General features: G+C 42.8%; 10 protein-coding genes and 1 tRNA gene. 5 read left to right on the top strand and 6 right to left on the bottom strand.

Features of this window, described 5'->3' with window-relative positions:
- Nucleotides 1–118: 118 nt before the first annotated feature.
- The 4 genes from DN748_RS12940 to DN748_RS12955 are packed head-to-tail and all read left to right on the top strand — an operon-like array spanning nucleotide 119 to nucleotide 9,436.
- Complete coding sequence (locus DN748_RS12940; protein WP_112372251.1) at nucleotides 119–2,491, top strand: DrmE family protein; 2,373 nt, start codon at nucleotides 119–121, stop codon at nucleotides 2,489–2,491.
- Nucleotides 2,478–6,155, top strand: coding sequence for a helicase-related protein (locus DN748_RS12945; RefSeq protein WP_201741477.1), 3,678 nt, complete (start codon nucleotides 2,478–2,480; stop codon nucleotides 6,153–6,155). Before DN748_RS12940 ends, DN748_RS12945 begins: the two co-directional genes overlap by 14 nt.
- On the top strand, nucleotides 6,142–8,094 hold the full coding sequence (gene drmB / locus DN748_RS12950) for a DUF1998 domain-containing protein (protein ID WP_112372252.1): 1,953 nt from the start codon (nucleotides 6,142–6,144) through the stop codon (nucleotides 8,092–8,094). Before DN748_RS12945 ends, drmB begins: the two co-directional genes overlap by 14 nt.
- A gap of 25 nt (nucleotides 8,095–8,119) precedes the next feature.
- The gene (locus DN748_RS12955) at nucleotides 8,120–9,436 is read left to right on the top strand and encodes an ATP-binding protein (protein WP_112372253.1); all 1,317 of its coding nucleotides are present in this window, start codon (nucleotides 8,120–8,122) and stop codon (nucleotides 9,434–9,436) included.
- A gap of 205 nt (nucleotides 9,437–9,641) precedes the next feature.
- Here DN748_RS12955 and DN748_RS12960 read toward each other — a convergent pair.
- The 6 genes from DN748_RS12960 to ahcY all read right to left on the bottom strand — a co-directional run bounded on the left by DN748_RS12960 (nucleotide 9,642) and on the right by ahcY (nucleotide 15,303).
- A tRNA-Leu gene (locus DN748_RS12960) sits at nucleotides 9,642–9,723 on the bottom strand.
- A gap of 48 nt (nucleotides 9,724–9,771) precedes the next feature.
- Complete coding sequence (gene bioB, locus DN748_RS12965; protein ID WP_112372254.1) at nucleotides 9,772–10,857, bottom strand: biotin synthase BioB; 1,086 nt, start codon at nucleotides 10,855–10,857, stop codon at nucleotides 9,772–9,774.
- 126 nt (nucleotides 10,858–10,983) lie between these two features.
- Complete coding sequence (locus DN748_RS12970; protein ID WP_112372255.1) at nucleotides 10,984–12,018, bottom strand: NADP(H)-dependent aldo-keto reductase; 1,035 nt, start codon at nucleotides 12,016–12,018, stop codon at nucleotides 10,984–10,986.
- A gap of 16 nt (nucleotides 12,019–12,034) precedes the next feature.
- Nucleotides 12,035–12,994, bottom strand: a complete 960-nt coding sequence (locus DN748_RS12975) for an OmpA/MotB family protein (protein WP_112372256.1) — start codon at nucleotides 12,992–12,994, stop codon at nucleotides 12,035–12,037.
- An 11-nt stretch (nucleotides 12,995–13,005) separates the two neighbouring features.
- A complete protein-coding gene (locus tag DN748_RS12980; RefSeq protein ID WP_112372257.1) occupies nucleotides 13,006–13,770 on the bottom strand; it encodes an exodeoxyribonuclease III in 765 nt (254 codons plus the stop codon).
- 216 nt (nucleotides 13,771–13,986) lie between these two features.
- Nucleotides 13,987–15,303 (bottom strand): adenosylhomocysteinase, encoded by a 1,317-nt coding sequence (ahcY, locus tag DN748_RS12985; protein ID WP_112372258.1) that lies wholly within the window; start codon nucleotides 15,301–15,303, stop codon nucleotides 13,987–13,989.
- A gap of 174 nt (nucleotides 15,304–15,477) precedes the next feature.
- On the opposite strand from ahcY, the gene DN748_RS12990 reads away from it, so the two are divergent.
- The gene (locus DN748_RS12990) at nucleotides 15,478–16,113 is read left to right on the top strand and encodes a 4'-phosphopantetheinyl transferase family protein (protein ID WP_112372259.1); all 636 of its coding nucleotides are present in this window, start codon (nucleotides 15,478–15,480) and stop codon (nucleotides 16,111–16,113) included.
- The last annotated feature ends 23 nt before the right edge of the window (nucleotides 16,114–16,136 follow it).

Below are 16,136 nucleotides of genomic sequence, written 5' to 3' on the forward strand. Positions count from 1 at the left end.
ATTGTGGAAAGCCAGCCGCACAAAATGGTACATTTAGGGTTCCCCAACACTGAAAAAACCAAAAATCCATTTCTTACAAACGCACCGAACCTTTAAAAGAAATTGATATTTTTGTTAAATGAGCAAAACCCTAACCTATCTAACTGACATATCCTCAAAAGCCAAGGGATACCTTAACAAAGAGTATCACTTGGACAAATTCAATTTCTCTGAATTTGAACTGATAAACTTTTTCCTGTTAGATACGGCTATTGGAAAAGAAAAAAGCTTACTTCTTAAGACCACGGACAAAAGCCTAAAACACGAAATCTACTTACCAACATTTATTTCAATTGCCATTTCTTTGTTTTTCAAAAATTATTGCGATGATATTACGGCCTATAAGAATGGTGACATCTTGCAAAAAAACAGAAAGAGATACGAATATGTGAGAAAAAACCCAGACGGCACCCATTATCTAAAAAACTCAGAAGGGCATTACCCAAGTGTAAGTACTAAAAGTTTAAAAAAGTACACAAAAACGAATGCTCATCTTTCTAACCGAATTGTAAGGACAAACTTAAACCACTACAAGAACTTCTTCAACCAAGTCTTTCCCAATATCGGTCATCAATTACCTTCGGAATTCAAATACAAGGCAGTTATAATTCTCGACAAAAAGCAATTTTTGAACGAACTTAAAAACCATACAATCGAGGACATCAATTTGCTAAAAGCAATTCCGTTTCAATGGGTAAATAAAAACGGACGGTTTGAAACCTCTCAAATTCCTGTTGACCCTATGATTTACCTTGCCCCGGACTATGAAACGGCCAAGGATTACATCATCGATGATAAAACCGATGTTGAAATTGAAACGGTGGTTTTGATGGGCAAAAACAAATATCAGGAAGAAGCATTAATAAAACTAAAAAGAGATTTAAGGAACGAAAAAGTGCCATTTTCTATCCTTGTTGGAACGGAAGATATTGAAGACGAAAATAATCATTTCCTTAAATGGAAATGGACTACCACAGAAATTGCATCTTTAAAAGAAACCGAAGAAGCTGAAATTTCAACGATTGAAGTCATCAATGATGACTTCATCAATGAGATTGCCAGTTTCAAGAACTTTCTAAAAGAAATAGAGAATGACAAAAGTGTAGGACTTCCAAGTTTTACAGGAATAAAGAAATTGCTTTATTCATTAGTGCTTCCTGATACGAATGGAAGACAAAACAATCAAATTGAGTATATAAAGTACATCTTAGACAAAAAGTATATCGAGATAATCAAACAAGAATTTTTTAACCAAAACCTCGACCCTACCGAAACTTTACAGACATTTTCTCATAGAAAAGAGGAACTTTTTAATTCATTCGAAAACAGAAAACTCGAATCCCTACATAATGCTTTGTTTGACTATATTATAGTCCCTGACCGGTTCGAAGATGTTTGGAAAGACGAAACCAACTTTAAGGTCATTGGTTTCAAGAATTTCAAAAAAGGGATTGTCAAACCTAAGTTGAAAAAGAATTTTTTATTGCTTAGCCCTTTTGTTTATGGGCTTCCTCCTGATGAATTATTATCCATTTTGAGAAATACGTTTCACAAGTTTACCATTTTGGCTTATCCTGAAGAAATTGAAGCTATTGAAACACTAAATCAAAGATTTGAACAGGAAGTAGCCTCAGAACTTGGAACCAGAGTCAGGGAACACTTGTGCGGAATAAAATACCCTATAGAAGAACCAAAAGCAGAACCGGAAAACATTGCCGAACTTATTGGCAGGATAAGCGAAAAAGATCGTTCCCAAGTCAGCAACTACACATACGAAGCTGCTGAATCCGTCAATTACAAGATTGAGTATTATGACGGAGAGTCTGTGGTTTTTGAGGGAACGAAAACGGTTTTGACAGAAAATAATGGCCATAAAAAAAGAATACGGATTTGTAATCTTGTGGTCGGGGACGATATAAGGGTTTATGCTAACCCTTCCAAAGAAATCCTGTTTGATACCGCAAGCCAACAGGATGAAAATGGCAGACTGACTGAAATTGACAAGCACGTGAAGCTTTGGAAGCAATGTTTGTCAGACCACTTTAAAAACAAGGGGTTCAGCTATACCGAAGAAAGGCTTTTAAATGACTTAAAAAAAGAGGGGTTGTCCATTAACAGTACTGCGACATTGAAAAATTGGCTCAACCTGGAAAGCCCAGTTAAATTTCCTCAGAGAAAAGAGGATTTATTAGCCATTGGCAGATGTGTTAAAAATCCGGTTTTAAACCAGCATATAGGCTCAGTTATCAGAAGTAAAGAAACATATAATGGTTTGATGATAGCTTTGGGAAGAGATTTAAGCGATGAGGTGATGGACTTTATTCTTGAAGGGAATAAAGGGCAAATTTTATCCACCTTTTCAGATGAAGAAATAGAATCTATATCAGACAGATCTGCACCATTAAAAACAATTAAAAGCATTCAAATAACCGAAGAAGATGAATCAGAATAATGCAGACTTTTTGGCACGTGAAAAATTCCAAAATAGGATAGAAAAAGGAATGATTGGCCCCGGGTCTGACACTTGGGGATTGCCTGATGGCGAAGAAATTATTTCCAACGATACTCCCCTACAACGCTACTTTTCGGGAATACTTTTCCCGAATAAAGATACCGTAGCTACACAAGCTGAATTAGACGCAGCAGAATTGCAAAGTGAAACGGAAATAGATGACTATGAGGATGAACAAAAAACAGAGGATGAAGATAATGGAGACAAGCCCCAATCGAGCAATGAAAACGAATCGGACAAAATAAGCAAGACTAATTTCTTTCCAACTAATATCGGGCTTTCTGTTTGCGTACCTAAAGACACCAATTCACTTGAAGTAACTTTTTCTTTTGGGCTATACTACCAGCCAAAAAACAAGGACATAAAGATTAAGATTTCGGAACAGGGATACCGTTCTTTTTTTGATGAAAACATCCCATATCAACTTCCCTTTAAAGACATTCTGAAATACAAAGATGGCTTTATGTTTTTAGAAAGAGAACTTGGTGGATTTGCCGGAGGAAAAGGAAAGTCCAGAAGCGGGGAATATTTGGCCTTTGACGAGTATAAAAAGACTACCAATTTAAGAGATTCGTCCGCTGAGTATTTTGTAGATTTACTCGAAAGAATCATAAACCAAGGGCGGATATGGAAAAGAATCAACTACAGTACTACTCTCGAAGTTCCCGTTCAATCTACTAAGGAACCTATTCCATTAGTATTAGAATATGACACCCACAAAAACACAAAAGTTGGCTATAATTTACGTGTCATAAATCAAGAGGGTAGGCGGTTTGTGAAAATCCAATTGGTCAATCTATCCGAAAAACACCCGGCAAATAGGTTTTCAAATAAAAATGAAACACTCAACGTAAAGAGCCTTTTCCAAGCTCAGATAACAGTTAACTCTACCGATTTTCTTCCCTTTGAAAACAAAAATGCTAAGGCAAAATATTTTGAGGATGATGAAGCCAAAGAATTGGATTTTATTTACCGTTCAGTAAAAAATTACGCGATCGGGCATAATTGTTCTACAACTTGGGATGGCGTTCAAAGCGTAATAAAAACCACATTCCTTCCCATTCAAGATATAAAAGATGTTACCAATACTTTCGGAAAAGGAGACAAAAAACTAAATGATACCCTGAACATTCACAATCTCTCGGTTTGGGGGTTTGACCAAAAGACAACTATTGAGCATCTCAATTACTTTGTGAATCAATACAGTGATTGGATTGACCAACAAAAGGTGTTGAACAAAAAAGAATCACAAGAAAACCAAGCAATTGGCGGCGGAATCATTAAGAGGCAAATAGAAAACCTTAACCGATTAAAATCTAACATCCAATTGTTGACAGATGATGATGCTTTCAGAGCATTCCAACTTGCCAATACAGCAATGTTTATCCAGTTAATCACGTCTAATGATACGGATTACGGTAAAACCGAAAAAGAATTGTCAGAAGCACCAACCCAAAACCTCAATGATTTATTCTTTTTCCAAAATTATGATGCCGAACAAAGAATTTCCGAAGGGAAAATAAAATTTATCCCCGCATACAGACCTTTCCAACTTGCCTTTTTATTATTAAGTATTGATGGCGTTGTGAACCCTGAAGGCAAGTCGAGAAAAGAAATTGTTGATTTGATTTGGTTTCCTACCGGTGGTGGAAAGACAGAAGCATATTTAGCGGTTACGGCCCTAACAATTGCCTTTCGGCGACTGAAAAATGAAGAAGGCTATGGAGGAACTTCTGTTATAATGCGATATACATTGAGGTTATTGACCGCCCAACAATTTGAAAGGGCGTCCCGGTTAATTTCTGCCTTGGAGTTTTTGCGAAAACAGTTTGAGTTTTCAAATGACTTAAAAGACGAACCAATTACTATCGGGTTGTGGGTTGGAATGGGATCAACCCCAAATAAAGTTGAAGAGGCAAAAAAACAAATCAATGCCATTGAATCAGAGTGTGAGAAGAAAAACGGAAATCCGCAAGGGAAAAATACCTTTCAGATAAATAGTTGTCCTTGGTGCGGAACCAAATTAATCACAAAAAAACCTGCAAAAAGAAGTGGCGAACTCAAATGGGCACACGGTTTTTCACATAGTAAGAAGAATGGATTTACAATTTCATGTGTAAATGATTCTTGTGCTTTTTCAGACAAAATCCCCGTACAAGTTGTTGATGAAGAATTGTATGAAAATCCCCCAACGCTTTTATTTGGGACGGTCGACAAATTTGCAATGCTTGCTTGGCAGGAAAAAGCCCATAATTTTTTCAATTCTTTGGTTAATGACAAGTTACCCCCTGACTTAATCATACAAGATGAATTACACTTATTGAATGGCCCCCTTGGCTCAATTACCGGCATTTTTGAAAGCGTTATTGAATCCTTGGCAACAAAGAATGGGATAGCACCAAAAATAATTGCTTCGACTGCAACCACGCGAAATACGCAACACCAAGTAGAAAAATTGTATGGTAACAGAAGTGTGAATGTATTTCCACCTTCGGGAATCCATTATAGTGATAGTTTCTTTGCCAGAGAAAGTAACACGAGTAAACGAAGGTACATCGGGTTTCTGCCAACTGGAAAGACTTCAACCGACACTCAATTACAGTTGCTTGCGCATCTGCTTGTAGCAAGGTTGGAAGTTTATGCGGGTAGGGAAACCAAAGACACTATCAACAATTATTGGACAATTGTATCTTACTACAACAGCTTAAAGGATGTCGGGAAGATTTTCAATAAAGTCGGAGACGAAGTTTCCACCTTTACTTCTACGCTTCAACACCGGTTATCCAACCTATTTCAAGGTGATTTTCGGGATTATACTTTCAATTATTTTGGGATTCCTAACCGAACTCAAGAACTTACGAGTAGGGTTGAAAGCACCAAAATTAAGTCCGTTCTAAGCGAAATTGAAAAGCCGTTTAAAACAGAAAAGATAGACCGAAGTCAAATTGGTAATACGTACATAAATGATGTTGTCGATTTTGTTTTGGCTACCAATATGATTTCCGTAGGGATTGACATCAGCAAACTCAATGTGATGCTTTTAAATGGAATGCCGAAAAACATAGCGGAATATATTCAGGCTTCGAGTAGGGTTGGTAGAAGTACGCAAGGCTTGGCCATTTCATTATTAAACCCAAACAGGGCAAGGGAAAAATCATATTTTGAGCATTTCAATAATTTCCACCAGGCGTTTTACAAAAGTGTCGAGCCATTGAGCATTACACCTTTCACGGAAAATACTATCGAAAAGATGATTACAAGCCTTATGGTGGCTTATGTTAGGAACAAACTACCGGGTAGGACAGGAGGCAAAGATGTTGTCCACTTTCAGAAAGAAGACATTAATGGTTTAAAATTATTGGTTAAGGAGCGGTTCGGCAACCATTCCACCGAAAGCAATTGGTTTGAAAAAAGACTCGATGAACTTGCGTATGATTGGATAGACAGGGTACGGAAATCTGGAGTGAAGGAATATAAACAGTTACTAAAAAAACCTTCTGAAAAAGACGAAAATCAAGATTGGGTGGTGATGCAATCTATGAGAGAAATAGACAGCAACACTTTTATCAATATCAAAGCAAATTTTGGAAATGGGAAAATTTAAATACACCGAAACTCAAACTCGGAAAATCATAAGCTCTTATGGTGGTGTTGAATCTATCATTGAAACACCTAAAGGCGCTTTGAAAATTGAACTCTTTGAAAAATGGCCATTCTTTAGAGCAATAAAGGAGGGAAAGATTGAGCCTTTGGAATTTAAAGTGAACGATAACCGGCTTCTGAAAAGGTTGCAAACACAAAAGGGCTTTCCAAAACTCGAAGAATTTCTTAGGGTCCCACCAAATCAGGCACATCCACATAACAAGTCCATTCCGGCTGATTTTGATACAGTTGTCAGTTCAGAGTATTTTCCCAAATGGTTTTATTGCAACAATTGCGAAAGATTCAACCATTTAAATAAGTGGTGGGTTGAATGGAAAAGAATTATCCAAAAACACGGTGGCAAAGCAGAGATGAGCGATTTTATTCCACCGAGATGCCCCTACTGCTACGACAAAGCAAAGAACACTAACAAAGAAACCGGGACTCGACAAAGGTTTTTTTATGACTTAGAGCAAGTCAGGTTCATTATGACTGCACCCACCGGAGAGGCACGAGATATCCCGTGGGAACATTGGAACAAGGTGGTTAAGAAAACTAAAGAACAAAAAGATGAAGGACAAAACGAAGACAATCTTGTATTTGATTGGGATAACCTATGTTGTGACACCCCGGATTTCAGGTATTACAAATCCAAAAAATTTTCGGACTTAGCAGGGATTCGCATAGAATGCAGGTCTTGTGGTTCAAGAAAAACCCTTTCCGGTTTGTTTGGCCTGAGAATTAAAGTTCCGAATAAAGTGGGAATATATTTTAAACCTGTTCTTAGGACAAGTAACAGTTGCTACTACCCGATTTTGGTAAGCAGTATTTATCTTCCTACCAAAAGGGATATTGATATTGAGGACCAAAAGGCCATAATTGAATGGAAAGAAGAGGGAGAAGATTTAGATTTTATATACAAGGCCCTTCGCAAGAAGTACGAGAAGGGAAAAATAGAAAAATTCATACAAGGAGAAATAGACGGAAAATTTGAACCAGAAACCGAGTATCGATTAAAAGAGTACAATTTTATAACCGAACCTAACCGATTAAATTATCCGGGCAAAAACTCTGAGGATAACAATTTAGTTTTTGACAGAATAGCCCTTGAAAACCTAAATAGTTATGGTTTAGTTAATTTAACAGCGATTAAAAGGTTAAAAATAGCAACAGTTCAAACCGCTTATACCAGACAAGAGCCTATAGATAGCGACCAATTTTTGAGCGGTGAAACTCTTGAAGCTAACATACAACCTAAATACACCTCTGAGGACGGAAACCAAACAAAATACTTGCCGGCTATTGAAAGTTTTGGTGAGGGAATTTTTGTTGCTTTTGATGATAGAAGAATTAATGAATGGTTGGTAAAATCGTTCAAGAACAAATCTTTTTCAAATAGGGTCAAAACATTATTTGACAACTCAAAAATCAATGAGATGTTGAGTGTTCAAAAGAAATTCCAAAGTGAAAGACACTTAGCCCGGTTCGTTTTAGTCCATACATTTTCTCACCTACTAATCAAAGAATTGGAATTTCTGTGCGGATATCCTGCTACGTCACTGAACGAGCGACTTTTTGTAGATGAACACAATATGCTTGGTGTTTTGATATATACGGTTGCAGGAACAGAAGGAAGTTATGGTGGTTTGGTATCGCAATCAACTGAACAGAATTTTACCCGATTATTAAATTCAGCCTTATATCGAGCAACTGATTGTGCATCCGATCCTATCTGTTATAATACGGAAGATGGACAGGGCGTAGGTGGTTTAAATATGGCGGCTTGTTATTCCTGTACATTGGTACCGGAAAATGCTTGTGAGGAGTTTAATAGCTTTTTAGATAGGTCTTTACTTATTGATAGTGAGTATGGGTTCTTCAAAAGCAATATAAATACGTAATGTAATTTTGTTTAAATAAATACGAATGTCCGAATCCCAAAACATAGAATACAAAAGTACTTGGCACGATGATTATTTAAAATGGGTGTGCGGTTTTGCCAATGCCCAGGGTGGTGTGATTTTTATAGGAAAGGACGATAATGGAAATGTATCAGGCATTGACGATCACAAAAGGTTAATGGACGATATCCCCAACAAAATCCGAAATGCAATGGGCATTACCGTTGAGGTAAACCTGCATGAAGAATCGGGGAAACACTTTATCGAAATCATTACGCTTCCCTATTCCGTGCCTATTTCCCTGCGGGGTCGATACTATTACCGTAGCGGAAGTACCAAACAGGAATTAACGGGGGCCTCGCTCAATGAGTTTTTGTTGAAAAAATCAGGAAAAACATGGGATGACGTAATTGAACCAAGAGCCACGTTTGACGACATTGACGAAAAGGCAGTTGCTACATTTGTCCAGGAAGCGGAATTTTCAGGGCGTTTGCCCGAAAGTAAAGGCTTAACTGTTCCGCAGTTATTTGACAAATTAAGGCTTACCGAAAACGGACAGTTGAAACGGGCCGCAATCGTTTTGTTTGCCAAAGACCCTGCAAAATTTTATCCGAATACATTTGTAAAGATTGGTCGTTTCGGGAAAGATGATGCAGATCTTATATTCCAGGAAAATGAAGAAGGGAATCTAATTATGATACTTCAAACCATTCTGGAACAGTTACATCACAAATTTCTTATAAGGAAAGTCTCATTTGAAGGAATGAAAAGAATCGAAACCAGCGAGTATCCTGTTCCTGCATTGCGTGAAGTTATACTGAATGCTTTGGTACACCGTAATTATATGGGAGCACCTACCCAAATCAGAGTTTATGATGATAAAATTGTTTTTTGGAATGAGGGAACTTTACCACAAGGTTTAAGTATAGAAGCGTTAAAAGGTTTTCATGCTTCACAACCAAGAAATATACTCATTGCAGATGTTTGTTTCAAAGGAGGCTACATTGATTCTTGGGGTCGTGGAATGTTGAAAATATATAATGCCTGTAAAGAAGCAGGATTACCTGAGCCTGAAATAAAAGAGTTTCAGAATGGTTTACTGGTAACACTTTTCAAAAACAACCTGACAGAAGAACAATTAAACAAACTCGGGCTAAATGAAAGACAGTTTAAAGCCGTTGAGTTTGTAAAAGAAAATGGGCAGATTACAAATAAAGAATATCAATCTATAAACTCAATAAGTGAGCGGACTGCATCAAGAGAATTATCTCAATTGGTTGAAAAGAAAGTTTTAAAAAGTTCTGAAACAAAGGGGGCAGGCTCATATTTTTACTTGCCATAAGAAGAATAACGCCAAAATACCGCCAATACCGCCACAATGAAGCCAAAATACCGCCAAATGCCAATGCTATGTTATATACCCTCCAGAGTTTATAGGATGTTATGGTAAGAAACATTTTTACTGTACACAAAAAAATCTGCCACCAATTTTGCCACCCAAAAAAACCAAAAACCCCGTAAAACAAGCGTTTCACAGGGTTTTTACGTACCTCGGGTGGGAATCGAACCCACACTCCCGAAAGAACCGGATTTTGAATCCGGCGCGTCTACCAATTCCGCCACCGAGGCCTGAAATCGGGATGCAAATCTAATGATTTTTTAAGAAGTTTATGATAATTATTTATTTTTTTGTCTGGCCAGTTCGTTGCGTTCTATGGTATGCCCCGGCCTGGTCCATCGCGGGCGTTCGTCGAGGGAGGTAAATACGGTGTTTTCCGCTTCTACCGTTTGTGGCTGTACTTTTTTGGTAAAGGGTTTCTGGGGGTTGAGCCCGAGCATTTTGAACATCTGCATGTCTTCATTGACATCCGGGTTGGGGGTGGTGAGCAGTTTGTCTCCCGCGAAGATGGAGTTCGCCCCGGCAAAGAAGCACATGGCCTGCCCTTCGCGGCTCATACTGGTACGCCCTGCAGAGAGGCGGACCTGGGTTTCGGGCATCACGATACGGGTGGTGGCTACCATACGGATCATTTCCCATATTTCTACCGGCTCCTGGTCTTCCATCGGAGTACCGTCTACCGCTACCAGGGCATTGATGGGTACGGATTCCGGTTGCGGATTCAGTGTGGAGAGAGCCACCAGCATTCCGGCCCGGTCTTCCAGTTTTTCTCCCATACCTATAATCCCCCCGCTACATACGGTGACATTGGTCTTACGTACGTTTTCTATGGTTTGCAGGCGGTCTTCATACCCTCTTGTAGAGATGACTTCCTTATAATATTCTTCCGAGGTGTCCAGGTTGTGGTTATAGGCATAAAGACCGGCTTCTGCCAGGCGCCTGGCCTGATTTTCGGTAATCATGCCGAGGGTACAGCACACTTCCATGTCCAGTTTGTTGATGGTACGCACCATTTCGAGTACCTCGTCAAATTCCGGTCCGTCCTTTACATTGCGCCATGCGGCGCCCATACATACCCTGGAACTTCCGGCCGATCTGGCACGAAGTGCCTGCGCTTTTACCTGCTGCACACTCATCAGGTCGTTGCCTTCTACATTGGTATGATAGCGCGCGGCCTGCGGGCAGTACCCGCAATCTTCCGGGCATCCTCCGGTCTTTATGGAGAGCAGGGTGGAGACCTGTACCGTATTCGGATCGTGGTGCTTACGGTGTACCGTGGCAGCTTCGTAAAGCAGCTCCATCAGTGGCTTGTTATAAATGTCCAGTATCTCTTCTTTGGTCCAGTTATGTCTTATTTCACTCATAGGTTCAGTTTTGAAGTTGCGAATGCCATCCGCACCATATCCAGGTCAAAAGTACTAAAAAAGGATGTGTTCTTGGCCAGGTACCGGGCTAAAATGGAATGCCGGTGCCCATAAAATGCCTTCCTGTCAGGGAGCCGGGTCGGGAAACTCCTGGTATATGGCATCGATCTCCTGCATGATCTCCTTGTTGAGATTGATGTCAATACTGCCGATATTTTCCCTGAGCTGTTCCACGGTAGTGGCCCCGATGATGGTGCTTGTCACAAAAGGACGGCTGTTGACGAATGCGAGCGCCATTTGTGCCGGCGAAAGCCGGTGTGCCGCAGCCAGGGCACAATATTTCCGGATAGCTGTGGTGGCCTGTTTACTGCTGTACCGGCTCATTCCGGGAAAAAGGGTGATCCTCGAGTTTTCCGGGCGGGCATCCAGGTACTTGCCGCTCAGGGTGCCGAAGGCCAGGGGAGAATAGGGGATCAACCCGATGTTTTCCCTCATGGAGATCTCTGCCAGCCCTGTTTCATACTGCCTGTTGACCAGCGAATACGGATTTTGTACGGTGACCATTTTGGGGAGTCCGTGTTTCCGGCTTTCTTCGAGAAAGCGCATAACCCCGTACGGCGTTTCATTAGACACTCCGATATGGCGGATTTTTCCTTCCCTGATAAAATGGTCCAGGGTTTCCAGGATTCCGGCAAAATTATCCTTCCACTGCTCGTTTTCCCGGTGCTCGTAACCACGTTTTCCGAAAAAGTTGGCATTCCGTTCCGGCCAGTGCAACTGGTAGAGGTCGATATAATCGGTCTGCAGCCTTTTAAGGCTGGCGTTCAGGGCTTCGGTAATGGCTTCCCTGCAGAAACCGTTCTGGCGGATATGCTTGTTTGAATATCCCGGGCCTGCCACTTTGGAGGCGAGTATTACCTTGTCCCGGTTCCCGGTTTTCCGGAACCATGAACCGATGATGCGCTCTGTAGCTCCCTGGGTTTCTTTTCGTGCCGGTACGGCGTATAGCTCGGCCGTATCAAAAAAATTGACACCCTGTTCCAGGGCGTAATCCATCTGCTGATGTCCGTCGGCCTCGGTATTTTGCTCTCCCCAGGTCATGGTGCCCAGGCATATTTTGCTTACGGTGAGGCCGGTATCGGGTAACAGGGTATATTTCATAAAGGGGGTCTCAGTGTTATAGTTCGTTCAGCAATCGCGATATTTCGTCCAGTTTCGGGGTGAGGATCACTTCGATCCTCCTGTTTTTGGCTTTTCCTTCGGGACTGGTATTCGGTGCTACCGGGGCGTATTCGCTTCTTCCGGCAGCAGTGAGGTTCTGCGCATCTATCCCCGGGTTTTCCCGCAATATCCTGACAATGGCAGTAGCCCTCTTGGTAGAGAGGTCCCAGTTATTTTCAATATGGCCGTTGCCGCGGTAGGGAACATTGTCGGTATGTCCTTCTATGAGTACGGAAATATCGGGGTTCTGGGCCAGTACTTTTCCCAGTTCCGCAACTGCCCGCCGTCCTTCCTGTCCTACAGCCCAGCTCCCGCTGCCGAAGAGCAGCTTGTTTTCCATCGATACATAGACTTTTCCGTCGCGTTGTTCTACAGTGAGGCCGTTGCCTTCAAAATCGAGCAGGGCTTTTGAAACGGCATCCTTCAGTTGCTGCATGGCCGCATCTTTGGAAGCGATCAGGCTTTCCAGTTCATCGACCCTCCCTGAACGCTGGTGAAGTTCCCTTTTGAGCATTTCAAGGCGTGCACTCTCTTCGGCAAGCGCATTTTCCTTGGCTTCCAGTTCGGCGAGCAATTCCCTGTTTCTCCTGGAATTTTCGGCGATAGAGGCACTGCTGTTCTTTTCCAGGGCTTCATACGACTGCTGCAGGTTTTCCAGGTTGTTCCTGGCGGCGGCGTATTCCCGTTCCAGCCTGTCGCGTTCTGCAGTGGCTTCTTCATGTGCCTTCCGGAGCGAAGAGAGTTCGTTTTCCAGCTGCCGGTTTGCTGTTTCCTGTTCCTCCACCCTGTGTTGGAGGGTGTCCTTTTGCTGTTGGAGCGATTGGTAACGGGCTTCGAGATCCTTGTACACTCCTGCAGAGACACAGGAAGAGAGAAAGACCAGCATGCCGATCCCGTAAAATGCTTTTTTCCACATGGTACTATTGTTTAAACATTGAGTTCCACCATAATCGGGCAATGGTCGCTGTGCCTGGCTTCGGGGAGTATGACCGCTCTCGACAGCTTGTCCCTGAGCGGCTGGCTTACCATATTGTAATCGATACGCCAGCCCTTGTTGTTGTTCCTGGCATTGGCCCGGTAACTCCACCACGAATACTGGTGCGGCTCCTGGTTGAAGTGCCGGAAACTATCTACGAAGCCGTTATTGATAAAATCGTCTATCCAGGCCCTTTCCACCGGGAGGAACCCGGAAACCCTGGCGTTGCGTACCGGGTCGTGGATGTCAATGGCACGGTGACAGATATTGTAATCTCCCGAAATAACGAGCTGGGGCCTTTCCTGTTTCAGGCGGTCGATGTATTCCTGGAAATCGGCCATGTACTGCAGTTTGTGTTCCAGCCGGTTGATGTTGGTTCCAGAGGGCAGGTAGAGGCTCATTACGGAAATACCGTTAAAATCGGCCCGGATGTTACGTCCTTCCATATCCATATAATCTATCCCCGTCCCGAATTCCACATGATCGGGTTGCATCCTGGAGAGTATGGCCACCCCGCTGTAACCTTTCTTTTCGGCACTGAACCAGTAATGATACGGATATCCGGCCTTTTCAAACAGGGAGAGGTCAACCTGCTCCTTCATGGCCTTGGTTTCCTGGAGGCAGATGACATCCGGGGCGGCAATTTGCAGCCAGTTGAGAAATCCCTTGTTTATCGCGGCCCTGATACCGTTGACATTATAGGAGATGATCTTCATTTTTTGTGTTTTGTGCTAAATTAAGGAATAGGTTTTTCCCGGAATTATAAAATATAGCTAAAATTTAAGGCTGCCCCGTACCGATGGGGGCAGCCTTTTTATGTTACAAGTTACAGGTTGCAGGTTTGGGCATGCCTCAAAACCGGCATATTAATGTCCTGTATCTTCAATCTTGTCTTGAAGTCCTGCGTCTGCCGGGATGGGAGGTCCCGGTCATTAATACCGGTAATAATCCGGTTTGAACGGGCCTTCTACCGTAACGCCTATATATTTTGCCTGGTCTTCGCTGAGAGTTTCCAGCTCCACACCGATCTTTTCAAGATGAAGCCTTGCCACTTTCTCATCCAGGTGTTTGGGCAGCATATATACCTTGTTTTCGTATTTGTCGCCGCGGTTCCACAATTCTATCTGTGCCAGGGTCTGGTTGGTAAAGGAGTTGCTCATCACAAAGCTGGGATGGCCGGTGGCACAGCCCAGGTTTACCAGCCTGCCTTCGGCCAGCAGGATGATGTCGTTGCGGTTTACAGTATATTTGTCTACCTGGGGTTTGATATTCACTTTGGAAGCCCCGTGATTTTTGTTCAGCCAGGCCACATCGATCTCGTTGTCAAAATGCCCGATATTACACACGATGGTCTTGTCTTTCATGGCCTCGAAATGACGTCCTGTTACGATATCCTTGTTTCCCGTGGTGGTAATCACGATATCTGCCTTGCCCACTACATTTTCCAGTTTTTTAACCTCATAGCCTTCCATGGCCGCCTGCAGGGCGCAGATAGGATCTATTTCGGTTACGGTAACTATGGCCCCGGCACCCCTGAAAGAAGCCGCGGTACCCTTGCCTACATCACCGTACCCGCATACGACCACGCGTTTTCCGGCAAGCATGACATCGGTAGCCCTTCTTATGGCGTCCACGGCGCTCTCCCGGCATCCGTACTTGTTGTCAAATTTCGATTTGGTCACGGAGTCATTGACGTTTATGGCAGGCATGGGGAGCGTTCCGTTTTTCATACGTTCATACAGGCGGTGTACCCCTGTAGTGGTTTCTTCCGAAAGGCCCCTGACGCCCGGTACCAGGCCGGGGTACTGATCGAGCACCATATTGGTGAGATCGCCTCCGTCGTCCAGGATCATATTAAGCGGTTTCCGCTCTTCCCCGAAGAAAAGGGTCTGTTCGATACACCAGTTGAACTCTTCCTCGTTCATGCCTTTCCACGCATAGACCGGAATACCGGCAGCAGCAATGGCGGCGGCGGCATGGTCCTGCGTAGAGAAAATATTACAGGAACTCCAGGTAACCTCGGCCCCGAGGGCTACGAGGGTTTCTATGAGTACGGCGGTCTGTATCGTCATGTGCAGGCATCCTGCTATACGTGCTCCCTTCAGGGGTTGTTCTTCCGCATATTCCTCGCGAAGCGACATCAGGCCGGGCATTTCGGCTTCTGCCAGCTCTATTTCCTTTCTTCCCCATTCGGCCAGTGAAATATCCTTCACTTTATATGCAGTGTAGGGAGCTGTTTTTGTATTCATAATCGTATATTTGTTTTTTAAGCGATTTGTGGTCCCCTTTCCGAAAAGGGAAAAGGAGGGTGCAAAGTTAAGGAATAACTTTATCTAAGTAAAATATAGAAGCCGTATAGTTCGTTTTACGGACTTGCGGTTTGTAATGCCGAAGGCCCCGGGGCTTTCAGAACGGAACTTTTTATGCCGCTGTATAAAACCATATCGGTAAACGAAAATACCACCATACGGATCTGGAAAATTGAAGAGAGCTACGAGGAATTACTGCAAAACATACATCCCACCCCGAGATGCCTGCACCGGGTGAATTCGATGAAATCCGATATTCACCGCAGGGGGTTCCTGAGTGTACGGCAGCTGCTCAGGGAGGCAGGCTATGAAGCGGAAGCATTGTACTACGACGCTAACGGGAAGCCCCACCTGAAAGACGGCAAATGTATCTCAATAACCCATTCTTTCGGATTTTCTGCGGTGATTATCAGTGATGCCCCGGTGGGGATAGATATCGAAAAACAACGGGAAAAAATAAGGCTGATCGCAGACAAGTTCGTAGATTACGAGTTCAGTTACCTGACGGATGAAGACCTGGTGAGGAAGCTTACGGTGATATGGTGTGCCAAGGAAAGCCTTTATAAGGTTTTTGCCGTAAAAGGGATGAGTTTTAAGGAGCATACCAGGGTCATTCCGTTTCTTCCCGGAGAAAACCATACCACGTCGTGGATACATTACGAAGGGCAGGTCCGGAAATACCGGGTGCCTTTCCTCGAGTTTGAAGGGTTTACCTGTGCCTATGCCCTCAGGGAGCCTTTGGGAACCTGAATAGATCATTATAATCCGTTTTA

It is taken from the genome of Sinomicrobium soli (assembly GCF_003285545.1).
Taxonomy (GTDB): Bacteria; Bacteroidota; Bacteroidia; order Flavobacteriales; family Flavobacteriaceae; genus Sinomicrobium.

Excerpts from the sequence above, each read along its gene's own strand:
- DN748_RS12940 (WP_112372251.1), top strand. The coding sequence starts at position 119 with ATGAGCAAAACCCTAACCTATCTAACTGACATATCCTCAAAAGCCAAG.
- DN748_RS12945 (WP_201741477.1), top strand. The coding sequence starts at position 2,478 with ATGAATCAGAATAATGCAGACTTTTTGGCACGTGAAAAATTCCAAAAT.
- drmB (WP_112372252.1), top strand. The coding sequence starts at position 6,142 with ATGGGAAAATTTAAATACACCGAAACTCAAACTCGGAAAATCATAAGC.
- DN748_RS12955 (WP_112372253.1), top strand. The coding sequence starts at position 8,120 with ATGTCCGAATCCCAAAACATAGAATACAAAAGTACTTGGCACGATGAT.
- bioB (WP_112372254.1), bottom strand. The coding sequence starts at position 10,857 with ATGAGTGAAATAAGACATAACTGGACCAAAGAAGAGATACTGGACATT.
- DN748_RS12970 (WP_112372255.1), bottom strand. The coding sequence starts at position 12,018 with ATGAAATATACCCTGTTACCCGATACCGGCCTCACCGTAAGCAAAATA.
- DN748_RS12975 (WP_112372256.1), bottom strand. The coding sequence starts at position 12,994 with ATGTGGAAAAAAGCATTTTACGGGATCGGCATGCTGGTCTTTCTCTCT.
- DN748_RS12980 (WP_112372257.1), bottom strand. The coding sequence starts at position 13,770 with ATGAAGATCATCTCCTATAATGTCAACGGTATCAGGGCCGCGATAAAC.
- ahcY (WP_112372258.1), bottom strand. The coding sequence starts at position 15,303 with ATGAATACAAAAACAGCTCCCTACACTGCATATAAAGTGAAGGATATT.
- DN748_RS12990 (WP_112372259.1), top strand. The coding sequence starts at position 15,478 with ATGCCGCTGTATAAAACCATATCGGTAAACGAAAATACCACCATACGG.